General features: G+C 44.3%; 22 protein-coding genes and 1 riboswitch. Of the genes, 18 read left to right on the plus strand and 4 right to left on the minus strand.

Features of this window, described 5'->3' with window-relative positions; translation table 11 throughout:
- Positions 1-15 precede the first annotated feature (15 nt).
- A complete protein-coding gene (locus ACU01J_RS07885; protein WP_481085185.1) occupies positions 16-1179 on the minus strand; it encodes a threonine/serine exporter family protein in 1164 nt (387 codons plus the stop codon).
- Between the two features lie 469 nt (positions 1180-1648).
- Between ACU01J_RS07885 and ACU01J_RS07890 the strand changes: the two genes are divergently transcribed.
- Positions 1649-2008, plus strand: coding sequence for an NADH:ubiquinone oxidoreductase (locus tag ACU01J_RS07890; RefSeq protein ID WP_481085186.1), 360 nt, complete (start codon positions 1649-1651; stop codon positions 2006-2008).
- Between the two features lie 188 nt (positions 2009-2196).
- Positions 2197-3363, plus strand: coding sequence for a serine hydrolase (locus tag ACU01J_RS07895; RefSeq protein WP_481085187.1), 1167 nt, complete (start codon positions 2197-2199; stop codon positions 3361-3363).
- A gap of 59 nt (positions 3364-3422) precedes the next feature.
- Here the strand turns inward: ACU01J_RS07895 and gbpA are convergent, their stop codons facing one another.
- Positions 3423-4886, minus strand: coding sequence for an N-acetylglucosamine-binding protein GbpA (gene gbpA, locus ACU01J_RS07900; protein ID WP_481085188.1), 1464 nt, complete (start codon positions 4884-4886; stop codon positions 3423-3425).
- Between the two features lie 72 nt (positions 4887-4958).
- Positions 4959-5048, minus strand: a riboswitch (cyclic di-GMP riboswitch).
- Positions 5049-5378: 330 nt separating this feature from the next.
- Here gbpA and ACU01J_RS07905 point away from each other — a divergent pair.
- From ACU01J_RS07905 to ACU01J_RS07940, 8 genes are all read left to right on the plus strand, one after another.
- Entirely contained in the window at positions 5379-5735 is a 357-nt protein-coding gene (locus ACU01J_RS07905; protein WP_481085189.1) for a helix-turn-helix domain-containing protein, read from the plus strand.
- A 65-nt stretch (positions 5736-5800) separates the two neighbouring features.
- On the plus strand, positions 5801-6016 hold the full coding sequence (locus tag ACU01J_RS07910) for a DUF3820 family protein (RefSeq protein ID WP_004412148.1): 216 nt from the start codon (positions 5801-5803) through the stop codon (positions 6014-6016).
- Positions 6017-6053: 37 nt separating this feature from the next.
- On the plus strand, positions 6054-6296 hold the full coding sequence (locus ACU01J_RS07915) for a hypothetical protein (RefSeq protein ID WP_481085190.1): 243 nt from the start codon (positions 6054-6056) through the stop codon (positions 6294-6296).
- 162 nt (positions 6297-6458) lie between these two features.
- Complete coding sequence (gene folK / locus ACU01J_RS07920; protein WP_481085191.1) at positions 6459-6938, plus strand: 2-amino-4-hydroxy-6-hydroxymethyldihydropteridine diphosphokinase; 480 nt, start codon at positions 6459-6461, stop codon at positions 6936-6938.
- A gap of 118 nt (positions 6939-7056) precedes the next feature.
- On the plus strand, positions 7057-7452 hold the full coding sequence (gene folX, locus ACU01J_RS07925) for a dihydroneopterin triphosphate 2'-epimerase (RefSeq protein WP_481085192.1): 396 nt from the start codon (positions 7057-7059) through the stop codon (positions 7450-7452).
- Positions 7446-8084 carry a GTP cyclohydrolase I FolE gene (gene folE, locus ACU01J_RS07930; RefSeq protein WP_481085193.1) on the plus strand — a complete coding sequence of 213 codons (639 nt, stop codon included), beginning with the start codon at positions 7446-7448 and terminating at the stop codon, positions 8082-8084. Before folX ends, folE begins: the two co-directional genes overlap by 7 nt.
- Positions 8081-8797 carry a dihydromonapterin reductase gene (folM, locus tag ACU01J_RS07935; RefSeq protein ID WP_481085194.1) on the plus strand — a complete coding sequence of 239 codons (717 nt, stop codon included), beginning with the start codon at positions 8081-8083 and terminating at the stop codon, positions 8795-8797. Before folE ends, folM begins: the two co-directional genes overlap by 4 nt.
- Positions 8798-9398: 601 nt before the next feature.
- Entirely contained in the window at positions 9399-10664 is a 1266-nt protein-coding gene (locus ACU01J_RS07940; RefSeq protein WP_481085195.1) for a RidA family protein, read from the plus strand.
- A 74-nt stretch (positions 10665-10738) separates the two neighbouring features.
- Here the strand turns inward: ACU01J_RS07940 and ACU01J_RS07945 are convergent, their stop codons facing one another.
- Complete coding sequence (locus ACU01J_RS07945; protein WP_481085349.1) at positions 10739-10987, minus strand: hypothetical protein; 249 nt, start codon at positions 10985-10987, stop codon at positions 10739-10741.
- A gap of 237 nt (positions 10988-11224) precedes the next feature.
- Between ACU01J_RS07945 and ACU01J_RS07950 the strand changes: the two genes are divergently transcribed.
- From ACU01J_RS07950 to ACU01J_RS07985, 8 genes are all read left to right on the plus strand, one after another.
- Entirely contained in the window at positions 11225-11869 is a 645-nt protein-coding gene (locus ACU01J_RS07950; RefSeq protein WP_481085196.1) for a hypothetical protein, read from the plus strand.
- 10 nt (positions 11870-11879) lie between these two features.
- Complete coding sequence (locus ACU01J_RS07955) at positions 11880-12563, plus strand: ABC transporter ATP-binding protein (RefSeq protein WP_481085197.1); 684 nt, start codon at positions 11880-11882, stop codon at positions 12561-12563.
- Positions 12551-13810 (plus strand): ABC transporter permease, encoded by a 1260-nt coding sequence (locus ACU01J_RS07960; protein WP_481085198.1) that lies wholly within the window; start codon positions 12551-12553, stop codon positions 13808-13810. The genes ACU01J_RS07955 and ACU01J_RS07960 overlap by 13 nt, the downstream gene beginning before the upstream one ends.
- A complete protein-coding gene (locus ACU01J_RS07965; RefSeq protein WP_481085199.1) occupies positions 13803-14555 on the plus strand; it encodes an outer membrane lipoprotein-sorting protein in 753 nt (250 codons plus the stop codon). Before ACU01J_RS07960 ends, ACU01J_RS07965 begins: the two co-directional genes overlap by 8 nt.
- Positions 14556-15818 (plus strand): hypothetical protein, encoded by a 1263-nt coding sequence (locus ACU01J_RS07970; RefSeq protein WP_481085200.1) that lies wholly within the window; start codon positions 14556-14558, stop codon positions 15816-15818.
- The gene (locus tag ACU01J_RS07975; RefSeq protein ID WP_481085201.1) at positions 15818-16852 is read left to right on the plus strand and encodes a sensor histidine kinase; all 1035 of its coding nucleotides are present in this window, start codon (positions 15818-15820) and stop codon (positions 16850-16852) included. Before ACU01J_RS07970 ends, ACU01J_RS07975 begins: the two co-directional genes overlap by 1 nt.
- Positions 16853-16863: 11 nt before the next feature.
- Positions 16864-17658: a LytR/AlgR family response regulator transcription factor gene (locus tag ACU01J_RS07980; RefSeq protein ID WP_481085202.1), complete on the plus strand. Its 795-nt coding sequence runs from the start codon at positions 16864-16866 to the stop codon at positions 17656-17658.
- Between the two features lie 87 nt (positions 17659-17745).
- Positions 17746-18360: a DsbA family protein gene (locus ACU01J_RS07985; protein ID WP_481085203.1), complete on the plus strand. Its 615-nt coding sequence runs from the start codon at positions 17746-17748 to the stop codon at positions 18358-18360.
- Positions 18361-18369: 9 nt separating this feature from the next.
- Here ACU01J_RS07985 and ACU01J_RS07990 read toward each other — a convergent pair whose 3' ends face one another.
- Positions 18370-20148 carry an alpha-amylase family glycosyl hydrolase gene (locus ACU01J_RS07990; RefSeq protein WP_481085204.1) on the minus strand — a complete coding sequence of 593 codons (1779 nt, stop codon included), beginning with the start codon at positions 20146-20148 and terminating at the stop codon, positions 18370-18372.
- Between the last annotated feature and the right edge of the window lie 222 nt (positions 20149-20370).

Below are 20370 nucleotides of genomic sequence, written 5' to 3' on the forward strand. Positions count from 1 at the left end.
TTATCGGGTCCTTAACTAGCGTTCGATCTTCGGCGAATAAATAGAGTACGCGGTAATTTGTCCTGCAACGATGGCCGAAAACATAAAGAGGGCAGAGAGGCCAATACTCGGGATAGGAAGAATCGATTGCTCGAATACCGATTGGCTCGCACTGACGAGCACGCGACTCCCAGGTACCAGAATAATGATTCCCTGAACAATATAGATAGAACCGGTTAGATCCATCTTCTTCGCGACCCACGTACCATACAGAGTGATAAGCACAGTGGTTACCCAAGTGCCGACAACCCAACCACTTTCAAATCCTAAATAGAAAGGTCCCCACATACCCAGAATCGCAACGGGTAGACCCAGTAGTATATCTTTCGGTCTAGCATTGAAGATAATCCCCAATGAAATCGAGATCAAAAATAGTCCAGAGATATGCAGCCAAATAGGTACTTCGTTGGTGTAACTGAACGGTTCTGCTTGCCCCCATATCGACTCACCGATATTTAAACCCATCACGATCCCGACAAATAGCTTAATCAGTGATAAGGCACTTTGCCCAAGCAAGCTGGTACCTGAAACCAGATCATTAAAAGCTAAACACTCCAATGAGTTGGCTATAGACAGCCCTGGCACAAACAAAACAATGGCGGCAATACACAATGCCCAGACAGGGATCTCGGCGCTGGTGCTAGCGAAGAAAGCAACCAGAATACCTGTGAGTAGAGCTGCGATGAACTCAGCGGCGATAGAGCGACGAGCGCGGCATACTTGCTGCGTACACCACACGATAAAGCCAAGGAATATCGATATGAAGATCGCATCCATGGTTGAGCCAACCAGCATGAGATAAGCCGGGGGGATGCCCATGTTCGCAAGCGCGATGACCCACTTTGGGTAACCAGCTGGCTCAGGCACTGGCTCAGAGCTGGGTTGGTTGATGCGAATAATAGTATTGGCCAGCAGACTGAGATTAATCGACGCTGGCTGATGGCGCTTCATCACAACGGCGTTGTTATCGTCAGGAAATTGATAATTGACGGTAGTTGGTGTTGCCTGAATCATCAGATCAACACCATGCTTTCGAGCATAAAATTGCGTATATTTTTCAAGCTTGTAAGGTGCACAGCCACATCGGTGTAGGGTGTCGCCAATCTCAACGATCTTACGAATTCGGTACTCTGAAGGCATGGTATGTAGTACGTAAAAAATTGTGGCGCAAAGGTATCAAACCGCAGGGTGTGATTCGAGCAATAATAGGGTGAATAGTGGTAGAGCTCACACTAATTGATTGATGTAATTTTTACTTGTCATCGCAGTTATGGAAACTCTATTTGCGGGGCGACAGAACATATAAAACTGCACACATTAGGCGACAATTATCACAAATTTAAACTTATTTTCAGATGTAACTATTGTTACCTAATTGTAACGGAAGAAGCCGTGAATATTGGTGTTTTTGTTGTAAACCCCTGATGGAAAGATGTTAAACAAATTAAGTTCTTAACGATATATTTACATTTAAGTTGCGGGGATATTTTGGTTAATAATTAGACCAAATTAACACTTGTAATTGGCACCAAAAAGGAGAAAATAAGTGCAAAATGAGTTTGCAAAAATGAAAGGAAGCTTTTCCTTACTTTGAAGTACGAGGCGTTGTATGAAGCTATTTCTAATTTTTATGGTGTCGATTTCCGCAGGTGTTGCATCAGCTGATCACCTTCATTCATTCTTGCTTGGGCTGTATATTTCGACTCTTGCAGTCGGTAGTTGTTACTGGTTAGCTTTCAGAAGCACTCGTTTCCCGCAATTGGCACTGGTTTTACTGCTGTGCGGTTTCTTCGCTAAAATCGCGGTGACCGTTGCTGGTGTAACATGGGGATTGTCACAAGATTTAATCAGCTCTCCATTTATATTTTCACTCTCTTACTTGTTCTTCTCAATTGTGGCAACTTACGTATGGTTTGCTTACCGAGAAAAACTGATGGCAAAGAAAGATGCGCTTCTTAAAGCAGCGTAACGATAGTAAATTTATGAAAACCAGCGGTTAATTCGCTGGTTTTTTTGTGCCTGAATTTGGGATCTGAGCATAAGAATGTCGATAATTCTTATGGAATGGTAACGATTGGTTTCAGAGCCGCTGAAACTCACGCCGTCTTGTTTATACTGAAGTGGACTATAACTACTCACAGTGAGACGTCGCATATCATGACTACGCGTTTTCTAACAGCAACAGCGCTTCTTTCGACAATTTCTCTCTCTTTTGGTGCGATTGCAGCGCCAACGATTATTCCTGATCCACCTGCGCTGGGGGCGAAAGGGTATATTTTGATGGATTACCATACTGGCGAAGTACTGGTACAAAAGAATTCAGATAAAAAGCTTAATCCTGCTAGCTTAACCAAATTGATGACCGCTTATGTTGCAGGGCAAGAGGTAAACAGAGGCAACATTGCCCTCGATGATCAAGTTCGTATTAGCCGTAATGCGTGGGCGAAAAACTTCCCTGACTCTTCAAAAATGTTTATTGAAGTGGGCACGGATGTTCAACTGATGGATCTTTATCGTGGTTTGATTGTGCAATCAGGTAATGATGCCAGTGTCGCGATTGCTGAGCATGTCGCAGGCAGTGAAGATGCTTTCGTTAGTTTGATGAATAGCTGGTCGCAAAAACTAGGGCTTGTGAACACCTCTTATACGAACCCGCACGGCTTAGACAGTGATGGCTTGTATTCAACACCACATGATATCGCCCTGTTAAGTCAGGCGATTATTCGAGATTTACCTGATATTTATCCGTTATATAGCGAGACAGCGTATACCTACAATGGTATTACTCAGTACAACCGTAATGGATTGTTGCGTGACCGCAGCTTAAATGTAGATGGTATGAAAACCGGCTACACCAGTGGCGCAGGTTACAGCTTAGCAACCTCTGCAACCAGCGGAGGCATGCGACTGATTTCGGTGGTAATGGGCTCAAGTAGCGCAAAGAGTCGTGAATCAGAAAGTAAGCAGCTGCTAAGCTATGGTTTCCGATTCTTTGATACTGTCGCACCAACTAAACCGACAGACACACTAACAGAAGCCAGAGTGTGGATGGGTGAAGTAGATAACGTTGCAGTAGGTGTGAATGAAACAGTACTGATCACTCTTCCTAAAGGTGATGCGAATAAGCTGATTGCAGAAGTGGAGTTTGCGGGCGAACTGACAGCGCCGATTCGTAAAGGTGACCCGATCGGTAAAGTGATTTACAGCGTTGAAGGTAACGAAGTAACAACTGCTACCTTAGTTGCGCAGCAAGATGTCGAAGAAGGCGGCATCTTTAAAAAGCTAATAGACTGGTTGAAGCGTTTAGTTTCGAGTTGGTTTTAATCAGGAAAACAAAACAGCGGATGCATTGGCATCCGCTGATATCGCTTCATAAACAAGGATTATTTTACTTTGTTCCAAGCGTTGGTCCAGTGAGAGCCAACCCCTGGCTCAAATTGAGTCGTACTCGGAGACCACTGAATACAGTAACCTGAGTAAGGGAACTCTTTACACTGGTAGATAGCTCCGTCTGATGCAAGCACTTTAGTGCCTGCAGTGTACGTATCTAGACCTTCAGGGAAGACAAAATCATGCTCACCCGATGGTGGTGGAGTTTGTTCTTCAACAAGGTGGAAGTCGAGTGTATTTTGCTCAATTACATTGCCTTGCCCATCTTTAACTACGACAACCAACATATGGTGGCCTGGCTCTGACTTAGATAGCGTCATGGTTGCCGCTTCTACTTGACCATCGCTTAGCTCTGCAGAGTGCGAAGAAAGCGGCTCGCGGTGGTGGTTGTAGACCGTCATTTCAGTTTTAATATCACCCGTCGCTTCAAGTGTTAAATCAAGCTGTGTCGCGGTATCACCAATGATGTATTCAGACTCTAAGCCGTAAACCTCTAAGTCATATTCTGGTGCGGTTGAGTCGATCTTGTAGCCAATCTCAACGCTCTTCAGGCCAGAACCTTGCTTTAGGTAAATTGGGTTTGTGCCGTAGATTGGTGTAAACGAACCTTCAGCGTTTAACTGACCAGCTTGCAGCATAGTTTGCTCTTGATTGATCTTAGCTGCGAGGGCGTGTGACCAGTTATTAGCGATTCCTAAATCTGCTGAGTCGATGATCAGCTCAGTGCTGTACGATACATTCTCACCATTGTGGTCGAAGACACGTGTGTATACCGTGTCACCAATATTGAGGTTTTGGCTAGGGTAGATTTGACCGCCTTGGTTCCACTCTGGCAGCACAGGGCCATCACCGTCGAATTTCACATCAATCACGTTGTAGAAAGAAGCTGCAGTGTCACCCACATCCCATACCGCTAGAATAACTTGGTAACCCTCGCGTTCAGGAACATTACATAGGTGGTTAACTCGCTTTGGTGGTTGAACCATACCGCCGGTAACTGTACAGAAAGGGTTTAGGTCAAACGAGTCACGAGCCAGTGGTTGGTTAGGATTCCAGTCAGCTTTAGTGATGTAGTATTTCCAGTCTTTAGTCACGTGGTTAGCAGTAAACGTCCATTCAAAGTACTGACTACCTGACTGAATAGGGCGTTTAACCCAGCGATCGGCTGTTTGCTCATCTAAAGCCGCAGCTAAAGCTGATTCTGCGCTGGCAATTTTACCATCGCGTGGGCCTGCCGCAGGGAAGCCATCTGGGCCTTCGACACTTTGTGGTTCATATTGAATTGCACCACAGTTGGTGTTTTTCTCATTGGTATCGTTGGCTGGGAACTTACATAAAGCGACACGACCTTCTGCTACGCCGTTTTCGTAAGCTGAAACGTAGCCGTGACCGAAGCTTGCACCACTCACACTCAATAGTGCTAAAGCGATAAGAGATCTGTTTGGAAGTTTGTTCATCATTTGTCCTTTATTGGTTATCTGACAAAAAAGATGACACTAAGGCATATCTGTACACCTAGTCTGAGACTAAGTGGCAACCCCGCTATCATAGGTACGAGATGTACCGACAGACCGGAAGCTTTGCGTCCTATCCTTTCGAATAGTTTGCCCAAAGTGCCAAGATGTATAGGCTGGCGAAATGTAGTCAAAGGCTTACATAAAATCGATGTGAATAATTCGAATGTGGAATGACATTCTCGAAATTGTATTTTTTTGCAAAATTATCTTGCAAAAATGGAAGTGAATACCTGTGTAACGTATTGAATATCGATGCTTAATTGCATTGGTGATTTTTCTGATGAATGCTTTTGTGTGTTTATTAATCTGGCCTTGTTTGCAACTGAGTGCATTGCTTATCTACAGCTTGCTGACTTTGGCTGACTCAGATTTGACAACGACGAGCCTTAAAAGCTCGACAATTCAGCTCATCGATTTACACAAGGATCTATCATGGAATTTACTGAAAAGGATAGAGAGGCTCTCTATCAAACTTGGATGTCGCAAAAGTCGAAAATGCGCCTGACTCAAATGGAATTCGCCAAAAAGTTGGGCATGAATCAGTTGGCGTTTTCTCAAGTTTTGAGAGGCGAGGCTGAACTAACAATGCAGTTTGTGACCAATTTTTGTCGTTTACTTCAGTTGGAGCCGCATAATGTTGTTCCTTCTCTAAAAGAAAGCCATAACAGTGGCGCACCAAAAGTCGTCTACCTACAAAGCCGTATGACGGTTGATGGTGAAATCCAAAATGCTTATATAGAAGGTAATCAAGTGATCGTAGAATACGCTCATTGCGTCCAGCCTTCTTAAATTATAATTGTCGTGAAAGATTAGCTGCTATTCTAAATGGCTCAGAAAGATTGTAGAGTGAACCCATGCTAGAAAAAGAGAACCTAATAAAACTGGCAAGAATGCAGATGCCTTTTGGTAAGTACGCAGGACGAGTACTCATTGACCTCCCTGAAGAGTATTTACTGTGGTTTGATAAAAAAGGCTTCCCGGAAGGGGAACTAGGTGACTTACTAAAACTTTGCCTCGCGCTAAAAATTGAAGGTTTAGACACGGTTGTTAAGCCGCTAAAGCGTATGTAACTTGCCATAGAAAATCTCCATATATAAAAGACGTAGTATGAATTTCGATATCAATGCACTGAAACATCACCAACTGGTCGAAGATGGTCAACTAGAGGGGTGTTACATTCATCAACCTGCTCTGGGGAGCCAGCACGACGACAATGAAGTGTTGGCAGAGCGCCAAACGCTAGAAAAAATGGGCTATAAAGTAGTACAAGTTAAACCGAAAGGCGGAACAACAACGTTCGCCGAGGCGATGCAAGAACTCGCGAAGAAGACGGGACATCAGCCCAAGTAATCTGCCAGAGTTTGCCGCTCTCTCCCACAATATTATTTGGCCTTCATTCAAAAGAGTCAGACCGTCAGGCTGACTCATTTATCTTCCTAGCATTAAAAGGATATATAACTGATCTTCTTGACGAATTGGACGTATAGGCTACTAAAAAAGGAAGCAAATAATATGGCCACAGTCTATGTAAGCATCGGCAGTAACATCAATCGCGAACATCATATCTCAGAATCTCTCAAAGCATTGAGTAATCGCTTTTCACCTCTGCAAGTTTCTAATATCTACGATTGCGAGCCTGTGGGTTTCGAAGGAGACAACTTCTTAAACTTAGTCGTTGGATTTGAATGTGAGCTCCCAGTCGCCGAACTGGCCAAGGTTCTACATCAAATCGAATTGGAGAATGATCGCCAACGTAAGGCTAAAGAATATGCCTCACGCACCATGGATATCGATATCCTTCTTTATGGTAATCAAGTAGGCATTATCGATGGAGTAGAACTGCCCCGGGGGGAAATCACCGAGTACGCCTTTGTGCTTCGACCATTAGTCGATCTCGCCGCGCATGAGCTTCACCCAACGCTAAATATCTCGTTTCAACAAATCTGGAATAACTTCGATAAGACGAGTCAGAAAACCGAACTAATGTCTTAAGTTCAGCACTAGCAGTGGCTTTGAAAAGAACATCCGACCTCGCAATCGCCGGAGCTTGATTGATCTTTTCTTCTCACAGGCACGTAACTTATCTTACCTTCAAGGATTGGAAATTGTTATGAATCACAATGCCATTATTACTATTACAAATCTCAGACTAAGAACCTACATAGGCTTCAACGAAGAAGAAAAAACCAAGCAACAAGACATCGTAATAAATGCGGAAATTCATTACCCCGCTAACAACCTTTGTCTTTCTGATGATGTGGATAACGCACTTAACTACAAAAATATCTGCAAAAAAATTATTCAACACGTCGAATCTGGACGATTTCTGCTTTTAGAAAAGTTAACCAGCGACGTACTCGGTATTTGTATCGATCACTCTTGGGTAAGATACGCTCAAGTGAGAATTGATAAGCCTCATGCTTTGCGTTTTGCCGATTCCGTCTCGCTCACCCTGAGCTATGAAGCAGACCTGGACAATAACTCACAAGGAGCGAGTCAATGCTAACCACAGAAGCCGAAAAAGTAAGAGAAGCCTTGCTCGCAAGAGGGCTTGAAACCCCGATGAAATCGAGCGAAATGAATAGTGACCAGAAGTACAATCGCATCAAAGGATTGTTAACAGAAGTTGTCAGTACGCTTGGACTGGATTTAACCGATGACAGTCTCGCTGAAACACCTCATCGCATAGCAAAGATGTACGTTCATGAGATATTTTCGGGGCTTGATTACAACAACTTCCCAAAAATCAGTGTTATAGATAATAAAATGTCGGTTGATGAAATGGTTAAAGTATCGGACATCGACTTAACATCGACGTGTGAACATCACTTCATTACCATTGATGGCTTAGCACAAGTGGCTTATATCCCCGAGTCCAAAATTCTCGGGCTATCTAAAATAAATCGTATTGTTCGATTCTTTGCTCAGCGTCCCCAAGTCCAAGAACGTCTTACTCAGCAAATCCTAGTTGCGATACAGACTCTAGTCGAAACCGAAAATGTCGCTGTGACAATTAAAGCAACTCATTACTGCGTTAAATCCAGAGGTGTCATGGATGCAAACTCTGAAACCTCAACAACCGCTCTCGGTGGTATTTTTAAAACTAACCCGCAAACTAGAGCAGAGTTTTTAAGATGAGTGAAACGATTTTAATAACCGGTGTGGGAAAGCGATTAGGCTTCGCCCTAGCGCAGCGACTTTTATCGGACGGATACAAAGTGGTTGGCACCTACCGCAGCGACTACCCTCAACTACAACAGCTCCGTGAGAGGGGGGCAGACTTGCAACAGGTAGACTTTTATCAACAGAGCAGTCTAGAGGGTTTTCTTGATTACGTTGGCCAAGAATATAAGACACTTCGAGCCATTATACACAATGCTTCCGACTGGAAACCGGAGAACAAGAACAACCCTAGTGAAAACGCACCACAAATCATGAATCAGATGATGACGGTTCACGCAACTGTACCTTACCTGTTCAATCTAATACTTAAAGAACAACTGACATCTGACGATAAAACCTCGGACATCATACACATCAGTGATTACGTTGCCGAAAAGGGCAGTAAAAAACACATAGCTTACGCTGCAAGTAAAGCGGCACTCAACAACTTGACGCTTTCGTTTTCAGCGATGCTGGCTCCCAAGGTGAAGGTTAATACTATCTCTCCAGCATTGCTTAAATTTAATGATCATGATGACGAGGCATACAAGACTAAAGCTCTGAAAAAAGCCCTGATTCCCACAGAGGCGGGTTTTGAAGAAGTGATTGATGGCGTTAAGTTTCTATTGGGCAGCCACTACATGACCGGAAGAACTTTGCACCTCGATGGCGGCAGGCATTTGAAGTGAAGCTCATGTGTTGTGAGCTTGGGGATGACGAGTAAACGTCACTATCTAAAATTGTTTTACTTAGCTCTAGAACGTTCGGCTGACTCTTTTTTTTCTCAAAATAAGCGAGATGTTTTGGTTATCCCTGAACTGCTTGTTAGATTCTTAAAATGAATGTAGATAGATTGTTTAAATAGCCGACCCAAAGTCGGCTATTTTGTTTCTATAATATTTCATCTACAAATCTATTCACTAAAAGCGGGTATCAAAGCACTTGTTAAGGCTAGTAGTAGCCAGTTTATTCAGTATGTTGTGAAGCCCCCATCACATTTGAATATTTCACCCTAAATAAACGCTGTTTTCTAAATGCTATATATTCATTTTTAGAGAATGAATACGCTTGTTAAAGAAATATAGTGAGATTTAGCCTAGCTTCTTTGGATAATTAATCTTGCCATGACTAATTATCCAAGGAGTGCAGGGATGCGAGTGAAATTGAATTTTGAATTTCATCACACTCATGAAAATAGCCTTGAATTACCATCAGCTCTCTTAGAAAGATAAGCCCTAAATAATAATTATCAAAATACCCTACAAATCTATTATAAGGATACCTATCATCATGAGCGGTAAGATCATTAAGCTATCTCGAAATACAGACCAAGCGCCAATCAATGCACTTTCTACGCAAAGCGTTGCTTTCTCACACTACAACAACATTTCGGCACAGCTGCCGATTGACCCTACAAGCGGTGAGTTGGTGATAGGGGACATTAAGGCACAAGCTAAGCAATGCTTTGACAACATCAAATCTATCGTAGAGAGCATTGAGCATGTGATGGATGATGTAGTTAAAGTTAATGTATTCCTCAAGAACATTGATGATGCAGAAGCCGTAAATGAAGTGATGGCGACGTTCTTTACTGAATACTTCCCAACTAAAACAGTGTCTGCAGTGGCTGAACTGCCAAACAGTGATGCACTGATCCAGATTGACGCTTTAATCTCTAATGGAGAAGGTACTCAACCTCAAGAACCATGTCCTTTGCTTAAACAGGCAAGAAACTGCGATAGCGTAACTAAGAGTACTACATCGACTCACTCGGTTGCATTCTCGCACTACAACAACTTATCTGCGCAGCTGCCAATTGACCCTAGTACAGGTGCTTTAGTTGAAGGTGGAATTAAAGCTCAAACCGCTCAATGTCTACGTAACCTAAAGACAGTGTTAGAAAGTATTGATGTGCCGTTTGATGACATTGTAAAAGTGGGCATTCAGGTTCGTGATCTCGCTGATATCGAGCTAGTGAATGAAGTGTACATGACTTTCTTCCCTGATTCGGCTATCGCTCGCAGTGTAGCTTATGTTCCAGCGCGTACAGTTACCCAAGCGGCGGGCTTGCCAATGAACGCTTTGGTTCAAATTGATGCAGTGATCTCTCATGGCGATGGTACACCACCACAAGAAGTAGAAGATCGACACGGGATTGTGATTCGCGCGAGCAATACAGATTCAGCACCGACTAGCACGCTTTCAACGCAAACTGTTGCTTTCTCTCACTACAACCATATTTCAGCTCAGCTTCCAGTAAATGCACAAACAGGGCAACTTGTTGAAGGCAATACTGGCGAGCAGGCGAAGCAATGTCTAACTCACATTAAGTCCATCGTTGAAAGCATTGGTCATGAAATGGATGATTTGGTGAAGGTGAATATTCAGCTAACGGACATGGCAGATCTGAATATGGTTGATGAGGTATACACGACGTTCTTTAACGGCAATCTACCGGCAAGAACAGTGTTTGGTGTTGAAAAGATTCAGTCGGGCGCATTGATTCAAATTGATGCTGTTGTTTCAAATGCTGAAGGTACGCCTGTGCAAAAATAACCACCTCTATGAAGGCATAGTTACATAGACCGTAATGAAAAAGGAGCCACTTGAGCTCCTTTTTGCATATGTGTTTAGTGTGGTCGTTTTGGACCGTTTTTCACTAAGTCTTGGCCCGTTTGGAACACTTCTTCGGTTACCCAACGGCCTAATAATAGTTGGTTGTTGTCGTCTAATACCGCAACAAAGCGGCGACCGTCGGCATTACTTGTTGCCAATACGATACCTGCCGCATTGTTTAGACCCAGCATGCCACTTTCAACAGCCACTAGAAACGATTCTAGCTCTGCCAAATCCGAAATAATTCGGTCGTCATTAATCATCTTGATGTTCTCTTGTTTCTGCTCCTGATCTGCAAGGAGCCACCGCAAATTACCGGCTACTTTAACGATCATAGTGACGAATTGCCATATCTGCACGGCGATGAGTTAAACAATTAACACCATTCACTCCATATTTCTTCCATTCACGCTCTAAATTGCCCGTTTATCGCAATCATCAGCGTGTTGTTTTTGTCCGCAGTATTGTTAAAGCATCAAAACGGACAAGGACAGATTCAGATGAAAACCAATACATTAGCTAGTCTATTTACAGTCGGCTTACTGACAGTCACTCACGCGATTGCCGCCCCTTCAGAAGCCATTATTGCTCAGTACAATCTGGCTGCAGAAGGCGATGAGGACAAGGTTGAAATTGTTTATCAGCAATTGGAGCAGCAAATCAAAAGTGACGGTGCAGACCCGCTTAGTTTGGTGTATTTGGGTAGTACTCAAACGCTGATGGGGCGTGATGCGTTTATGCCTTGGAATAAGATGAAATATACCGAGCAGGGCCTTGCAACAATCAGTAAGGGTCTCGATTTACTCAATAGCCAACCGGTGCCACTTGAAAGCCAGCAGATTCGTCAGGGGCTACCTGAATCGTTACTGGCGAAATCAATCGCAGGGGCAACTTTTACGTCTTTACCAGACATGTTTAACCATTTTGAACGCGGTTATGACATTTTCCTTGATCTTCTTTCGGATGAGTCTTTCTCTGCTCAACATTACGATGCCATCGCTTGGGTGTATATCTACGCTATTCAGGCTGCCTTACGTGCAGAAGATAAGCCTCAAGCACAAAAATGGCTCGCTGAAATGCAAGCACACAATGCCAATCATCCAATGACAATTCAAGCCCAAGCGATTGTCGATAAAGCTGTTTAAGGGGGGCGTTATGATTCAATTTAATCAGATTAGTAAGCAGTACAAAATGGGCCAGCAGCAAGTCGCTGCGCTCAATCAAGTCAGCGGTGAGATCAAGCAAGGTGAGATGATTGCTCTTTGCGGTCCATCAGGTTCAGGTAAAAGTACATTACTCAATATCTTAGGGTTACTTGATATGGATTATCAGGGAGAAATTTCACTATCAGGCAAGGCTTACCCAAAAGATCCTAAGCAAGCGGCATTGTTACGTCGAACTCAGTTAGGCTTTGTATTTCAAAAGTTCAACCTTGTTCCGGTTATGACAGCTTGGGAAAACGTTGCCTATCCATTGATGCTTAATGGCTACTCAGCCAAAGAGCAAAAAATGATAGCAAGCCAACTGCTAGAACAAGTGGGATTAGCGGAGTTTAAAGACCATAGGCCAGATAACCTTTCTGGCGGTCAGCAGCAAAGAGTAGCGATAGCGAGAGCCTTGGTTCATAAACCGCAACTTGTGATTGCCGATGAACCCACTGCTAGCCTCGACAGTCGCACAGCAGGAATCGTCATTGATTTAATGAAAAACTTGGGACACCAAATGGGCACGACCTTTGTGGTTGCAACTCATGATTCGCGTATGGCTTTGCACTGTGACCGCTCGATAGATCTTGTTGATGGCCGCATAAATGGGGAGGCTATCAAATGGGCAAGTTAATTCCAGATTCTCTACGCATTGCTTTTCTCAACCTTAAGAGAAACGGACGTCGTAGTACCTTATCCATCTTGATCATAGCGATTGCGATTTTTGCTCTTACTTCAGCGGGTGGCTTTGGTCTTTATACCTATGACTCACTGAAAGAGTCGACGGCGCGCGACACTGGCCATTTAACTATCAGTCAGCCAGACTACTTTGAGAAAGATGAAGAGATGCCTCTCGCGAATGGGTTAGCAGGCTCAGAAACTATTATCCAACAGCTTATCGCCAATCAAAACGTGCGCGGCGTGCAGCCGAGAATCGACTTTACTGGTTTAGTGTCTAATGGCAGTAAATCAACCATCTTTGTCGGTATTGGCGTGAATGAACGAGAGTTTGATATGAAAGGGCCGTTCCTTGATGTGCGTGATGGCAAAACGCTATCTAGCCCTCAATCATCACGTTATGACCCAAGTGAGCCAGAAGTGATGTTAGGTGTCGATTTAGCCAGAAACTTAAGTGTTAAGCCGGGTGATTGGGTGACGTTATTGGCAACCACCAGTGATGGCGCGTTAAATGCGTATGACTATAAAGTGCGCGGCATCTACTCAACAGGCGTGCCTGAACTTGATAAGCGTCAGCTGTATATTCACGTGACTTCGGCGCAAGAGCTTTTATCTAGCGATAAAGTCAGCACCTTATCGGTGTTCTTATTCGACACGGCTTTAACTGACACAATGCAATCATGGGTAGAACAGGTATTGGCTCAAGTTGACTTACCACAAGCGGTTGAAGTGACGCCTTGGCAAGAGCGTGCCTTCTTTTACACCAAAGTCAAAGACTTGTATGACCGTATCTTTGGCATTATGGGCGCGGTGATGGCAATGGTGGTTTTTGTTGCGCTTTTCAACACCATGACCATGTCGGTGACAGAACGCACTCGTGAGATTGGCACGCTATCAGCGCTTGGAACCTACCCGCGAGAGATTGTTTTAGGTTTTGTCAGAGAGTCAGCTTTGCTCGCTTTAATTGGAGCAGCCATCGGCGGACTTTTGAGCCTGTTAACCAGCGGACTGTTGATGGTGGTTGATGTGCAAATGCCACCACCACCAGGGCGTAGCGACGGTTACCCATTGAACATTTATTTCTCTCCTGAGTTATTTGCCGCAACGGCGCTAGGCGTACTGTTGATCTGCGTAGCTGCTGCATGGTTGTCGGCATCAAAAGGGGTTAAGAAACCAATCACTGAGGCACTTATCTATGTTTAATCGAATTAAATCTCTATTAGTGTTGAGTGCATTAGTCACCTCAACTACGTATGCCAATGATGTTGAGCAGATGGTCAAGAATGCTGATAAATACCGCTTAGAATCTAAGTCGGCAAAAGTCGTTTCATTGGTGAGTTTGTACGAGAACGAGCAATTAGACAAAACCCGTCAATACAGCGTCTACACACGACCAAACCGAGAATCTCTAGTTTTGTTCAAGTCGCAAGTCGAGGCAGGGCAGAAAATGCTGATGCTTGGTGATAACTACTGGCTAGTGATGCCAAAAAGTCGCCGCCCAATTCGCATTACGCCAATGCAGAAACTGCTAGGCGAGGCATCGGTGGGGGATATCTCAACCTTAACTTGGAGTGAAGACTATCAACCGAGCCTAGTCAAAACTGAGATGGTTGAATCTGAAGGGCAACAAATCGCAACCAATCATCTGCAACTGCAGGCAACCACTCAAGGGGCGAGTTATCACCGAATCGATTTGTGGCTCAATCAAGCCAACGATTTCCCGGTTAAAGCGGATCTTTATCTGCGCTCAGGGAAGTTGGCGAAACAAGCTTGGTTTACGCAAGGGGAGCGCGATGGCCAAACACGTGTCATCGCTATGACCTTACTTGATCAGATCCAACCTGCGAAAAAGACCGTGATTGAGTATCAAGAGGTGACCGAGGCGGCGCTAGATGACAAGTACTACAACCCAGCTTACTTAACTCGTAACGCCTTATCGGAGCTGTAAATGAAAATCAAAGCAGCGTGCGTTGCTGGGCTCATCTGGTCAGCTTCAAGCTATGGGCAACCAGTGACATTCGATTGGGATTACATGCTAAGTGCCAGCACGACAACCCATCGCGATTCGAAGTTACTGGGTGCAGAACCTGCATCCAACAGCCAAGCGGTGGATGCGTTGCTTGATGTTCAGTTTGAGGGTTACGGAGTCACAGGTTTGGTGGCACTGAAAGCCAATGATATTTATCACTCAGACTCACAGCGCTCATACGATGATGAGTTGATTGTGCAAGAACTGTTTTGGCAAGGTAGTGTGTTTGATAGCAATGTTGATTTGACCTTAGGTAAGGTTCGACTTGATTGGGGCGTCGGTTATGGTTATCGGCCGCTCGATGTGTTTAAACCGTATCGACGTAACCCTGTGGGTATTCAAGTCGAAGAGGGCACTGGCACCGCAATGGCCTCTTACTTTGATATGGCGGGTGAGTGGTCAGTGGTCTACACCGACTCAAGTTGGACTCAGCAAAAAGGCAGTGAGTTAGAACAAGCTTCGGAGCAACAAGGGGTAGGCCTTCGTCGCTACGCGTTATTGGACGATTCTGAGTGGCAGGCACTGGTATACTATGATGACGTCCGTGAAGGTTTAGTCGGCGGCTCTGTAGTCACTGTGCTTGATCCAGCTTGGTCGGTTCATGGCTCAGCCCTTTATCAAAGAAAATATCTAGGCTATCAACAATCTTCCTTGTATCAGCCAGTATCTCTAGGGGCAGAGAATAATGGCTATCAAGTATTGATTGGTTTGAACTGGGCTAATGCTATCGGAAATAACGTCATTTTAGAGTATTGGTATGACAGCAGAAGTTGGGGACAAAGTGACTGGCAGAACGGGTTTGATCGGGTAGGGAAGTTATCGGCTACTCCAGCATGGGCTTCACTTGCTAACTCTTATGCGCAAGGCCTAAACAATGCCAATTTAGTTGAGCACAACATCATGTTTCATTGGTCGCTTGATTCAAGCAGTTGGAGCCAATGGGATTGGTCTCGCGACTGGTTATGGTTAGGCGATCTGACTCCAACGTTTGACGTGCTTTACTCACCACAAGACCAAGGCATCATTGTGACCCAGTGGCTTGAGTATTCTGTTTATGATTCTGGTTCAGCATCGTTTGTTACTGAGTTTGCAGCACGTTTTATGACAGGGGATAGCGGCTCGTTGTATGCAAATCTGCCTGATAAGCGTATGATTTTTATAAACCTAAAAGGGAAGTTCTAATGGCGACACAGAGAAATACTAAGGCAGAAGTAGTTAAAAGCTTTGTTTACACAGCCGCTTTTTGTGTCGTCATTGCCTATGCCACTCAGACTATTTGGCCTAGTGTTTACATAGAGCATCTCGTGATAAGCCTAGGTTATGGCTTCAGTGCAGTCGTTGCTTCGATCGCTCTCAATCGATGGAAACCACATTTACCTGCGCGGCTCGCTGACTTTTTCTCGCTAGTAATTGCTATGGTGCTAGGGACATCAAATGCTTATTTTTGGCTCAACAGTTACGATAATTTTAGTGAGTTTAGCCAACTAAAACCCGTTGCAATCTTAGGCCTGATTTTCACTATCACCTGCTTTTCATACTTTTACACTTACGAGCAAAAGCTGCTGGCACAGCAAGAGTTAGAGAAAGCTAAGCGACTTCAATCCGAGCAAGAAAAAGCCTTGGTACTAAGTCAGTTACGTCAATTACAAAGCCAGATTGAGCCTCACTTTTTGTTTAATACGCTAGCCAATGTCAATGCCTTGATTAGCCATGACCCGAAAGCGGCGCAACATATGCTCGACAAACTCACTGAGCTGCTTAGAGGAGCGTTAATCAATAGCCGTCAACAAAACTCATCGGTTGGCGCTGAGTTGAGTTTGGTTGATGCGTATCTGGCGATTCAAAAGATTCGCTTAGGTGATCGTTTGGAATACCGAATTGATAATCAGCTTACTGAACCCATGATGTTAGCGCCGTTGCTGATCCAACCCTTGGTTGAAAATGCCATTCAGCATGGGATTGAACCTAAAGTGGATGGCGGCAAAATTGATATAAAAGTCTCAGAAAAAGAACAGCTTGTATGCATAGAGGTTAACGACTCTGGTGTAGGATTAATTCAAACCGAAAATAGCAGCGGTCATGGTATTGGTTTGCAAAACACCCGAGAAAGGATCGCGGCGCTATATGGAGAGAGTGCAGAGTTATCGATAAAGCAATCTCATCTTGGTGGTGTGATATCGTCGATTTGTATTCCGACTGAAAGCTTACGTGTATAGGAAGTTGAGTTATGGTGGATAAAGGGTACCGCGCAGTTATCGCAGATGATGAACCATTGTTGCGTCATCATCTTAATAAGCTGCTTGCCGATGCGTGGCCTGAATTAGACATTGTCGGCTTAGCAAAAAATGGCCAAGAGGCCCTTGAACTCATTGAACAACATCAGCCTGAGGTGATATTTCTCGATATCAAAATGCCTCAACTCGATGGTATGTCAGCGGCGAAAGCCATTGCAAAGAGTAGCAGCGAGGCTCAAGTTGTTTTTGTCACCGCTTACGATGAGTTTGCTTTACAAGCGTTCGAAGCGAATGCCGCCGATTACCTGCTTAAACCCTTGTCAGAACAACGCCTAGATCAATGTGTCGATAAGCTTAAACGTCGTTTGAATAGTCAGCAGGTGCCATCTTACCAACCTGATGTGTCAGTGCTTATCAACCAAATACAGCAGCTTGGTAGCCAAAATACACCGAGCTACTTGAGTTGGTTACGTGCAAGCAAAGGCGATGATCTCCATCTTATTGCCGTCTCAGATGTACTCTATTTTAAAGCGGAAGATAAATACGTCTCTGTTTTTGCTAAAAGTGGCAACAAAACAACAGAATATTTGCTCAGAACGTCTCTCAAGGAACTCATTCAACAACTCGATCCGAATCAGTTTTGGCAGATCCATCGCTCAACGGTTGTGAATGTCTCGGCGATAGAAAAGGTCAAGAAAGTGATTACTGGCAAAATGGTTGTGGTGGTGGATAACGAAAAGCTCCCTGTCAGCAGGGCAATGCAGAGCCAATTTACCAATTTATGGTGATGAGGGCGCACTTTTGGTGCTGATGAGTAGAGTTCAATTGGGAACTCGAAGTATGCTCGATAAAGGCTAACCAAAAGGAAAACGCTCATGAATCAGGCCAACAAACTCTACTATGTCTATGACCCAATGTGCTCTTGGTGCTGGGGATATAAACCTGTTTGGACGCAGATCATGACCGCGCTAAAAGATAAGTTAACAGTGCAATATGTGGTGGGCGGTTTAGCACCTGATTCAGATGAGCCAATGCCTGAAGCAATGCGAGAGCAGATCGCGTCTTATTGGAAAAAGATCGAAAACTATCTTGGTACAGAATTTAACTACGAGTTCTGGACACAATGCACACCTAGACGCTCCACTTATCCTTCTTGTCGTGCGGTATTAGCTGCTCGTAAGCAAGACTCAGAGCGACAAATGGTTGAGGCGATTCAATCGGCTTACTACCTAGAGGCGCGAAACCCAAGTGATAGTGATGTACTTATCTCGGTAGCCGAACAAATTGGTTTGGACGTTAAGCAATTTGAACAAGACTATCGTTCCCCTGAGCTCAATCAAACATTTCTACAAGAACTGCAGTTTGCGCGCAGTATTGGCGGAAATAGCTTTCCTTCGTTGTTCCTACAAACTGAGTCTGGCATCGTAGAGCTGCCGATAGACTATCAATCTGCTCAAACGACAATTGAGCAGATTGAAAAGTTACTTTAACCGCCGCGATTAAGCAGGCAGCGCTAAGCACAAAAATAGGGTGGCTAATGGCGTAAAGGGCAAGGCTACTCGACCTTGTCCCGCTTTAACGATAAGTTGGTGATCGCATCCGTTGAGTTTATCACGCAAGATGTAGTCGCCATCTTTCAACTGCCAATGAGCGACAAGTTCTTTTGGTAGAATCAATTCGATTTCGCATGCTTGATTGCCGCTAAAGTTGGTGGCAATAACGATTGCTTGCCGGCTATCTGAGCGTGCAAATGCGTACAGTTTGTCTCGCATATGACCGAAGTTGTCATAGTTAGCCGCATATAAATCATGATATTCCCCAGTTAATGCAGAATGCTTTAACGTTAGGTTAAGCAGTGTTTGATAGTACGCTCTTAGCTGTTTTTCACCTTGGCTTAATAGACCTCCATCGAACGCCCCATTGTTCATCCATCTTTGATGCGCGGGTACGCCAATGTAATCGAAAATCGATGTTCTGGTTGGCAGTCCAAAGCCTGCATTTTCTTCCGCCTTCTCTCCAACTTCTTGACCGAAGTAGATCATCGTTGGGGCAGAAGATAAACATGCTGAAATTAACATCGCCGGCTTACCGTTTTCGCCGCTGCCTGCAAACTCAGAGCAAGCGAGTCTCTGCTCGTCATGATTATCTAAAAAATGCAGCATGTGGTGTTCAATATCGCGTAGCTGATATTCAATTCGGCCAATCTCTGCGGTCGACGCTTGGCCGCGAATTATGGCTTTTAAGGTGTCGTATAGGTCGACCTTATCGTAGAGGTAATCCATTTTGCCAAGCTGGATATAGTCACGATAGAGATCGGGTTGATATACCTCGGCCATCAATAACGCGTCAGGCTTTTGATGCTTGATGGAGGCGTTGAGATAACTCCAGAGCTCAACGGGCACCATCTCAGCCATATCGTAGCGAAACCCATCGACCCCTTGTGCTAGCCAGTAGAGTGCGATATCGCGAAACTTTTGCCACGAATCAGGCACGGATTTATCCAACCAGAATTGATAATGCTCTTGCGCGGATAAAGATCGAAACTCATCAGGCAGCGTATCAAAGTCTTTGGTGCCATCTGGCTTAATGCCGTAGTTGATTTTAACGGTCTCATACCAATCATCATGATTCGGCTTAGCAAGCCGAGAACCATTGCCTGTCCACTTCGCTGGAGACTCAAGGTAAGGCTCCTTCAGCAGAGGATGCTGCTCCCCACCAAGTGGTGGACATTCCATTAGAGCATCGGGAAGCTCAAAAGCCTGCTGTGGAATGTAGTAAAAGTTATTGTCTCGGTGATATTCAATACAGGTATTGTCACTAGCGCCAAAATCATCGACACCGATTGGATTATTTAAACCTTGATAAACGCGTGCGACATGGTTGGGCACAATATCGATGATGACTTTCAACCCGGCGTTGTGAGTACGCTTAATGAGTTCAGCAAATTCTTGATTTCTATTCGATGGGTCATCGGCTAAGTCTGGATTGACGGAGTAATAGTCTTTGACCGCGTATGGAGAGCCTGCACGCCCTTTGACAATACTCGGGTGATCTTGGCTAATGCCATACTTTGAATAGTCATTAATTAAAGCGTGGTGAGGAACACCGGTATACCAAATGTGGGTGATACCGAGTTTGCGTATTTCATCCAATGCAGTGTCGGTGAAGTCACTGAATTTGCCAACGCCATTTTCCTCTAGGCTGCCCCAAGGTAAATTGACTTGCTTTTTATTGCCAAAGAGTCGGGTAAAGACTTGATAGATATTGTGCTTTTTCATCAAACTTAGCGTTAATAAGGTTGTTTTATTCAGGCTAGTTGAATCGCCTCAAGGTTAACTCATCCCTAGTTGCTTAATTTGGGGCGTAGTGTTTGAAAGTGTGAGCTTAATGGCATATTTTTTTCCAGTTCGATGACTCTGTTTTAGATTTAAGAAGGCTAGGTTTGTACCTCATACATTGTGAGGTCTTTGTCGTATTGGGAACCTCTAAGCTATTGTATT

Source organism: Vibrio sp. 2433-A1 (assembly GCF_056726085.1).